A 463-nucleotide genomic window follows, 5' to 3' on the forward strand; every position below is an offset into this window, starting at 1 on the left:
TTCTCATCGATTTCGTAACGCTCCACCAGAAAGTCCCCGAACCCTTCCCAGAAGTCGCCGCCGCTCGTATGCAGGTAATGCTGTTTGTTCTTCAGCTGTACCCGCTTGCCGTTCTTCTCCCAGCCTTCGTGTACGACTGCAATTGCGTTCTCCATCCCGCGCTTTTTGCTCCGCTGCAGCTTCGTGTACAGCCCATCCACTTCCACGAACAGCACGCGGGCAGCGCGCCGTTTCACCGCTGGCATCGGCTGTTGCGCACGCTCCATCAGTTTTTCCCTGATCGCTTGGTGGCTCAGCACATTGTAGCCCAAAAGCTGCTCCAGCCGCTTTGCGCTGTCCCGGTACGACGGTCCTTGGCTTGCGAATGCGATTGCTGTCTCTTCCAAATGCGGACTGACTTTCCCGCGCCCTTCGAATTGCAACAGCTGATCCAGCAGATACACGTGTTTGCCGCTTCTACGGT

Annotated in this window: 1 protein-coding gene; it reads right to left on the reverse strand. The window is 57.0% G+C overall.

The features are described from left to right. Positions 1-463, reverse strand: a 463-nt coding sequence (locus tag RW092_RS21800; RefSeq protein WP_316011270.1) for a UPF0236 family transposase-like protein, incomplete at both ends; no start/stop codon positions are given.

This window comes from Paenibacillus sp. 3LSP (assembly GCF_032465655.1).
Classification (GTDB): Bacteria; Bacillota; Bacilli; order Paenibacillales; family Paenibacillaceae; genus Fontibacillus; species Fontibacillus barengoltzii.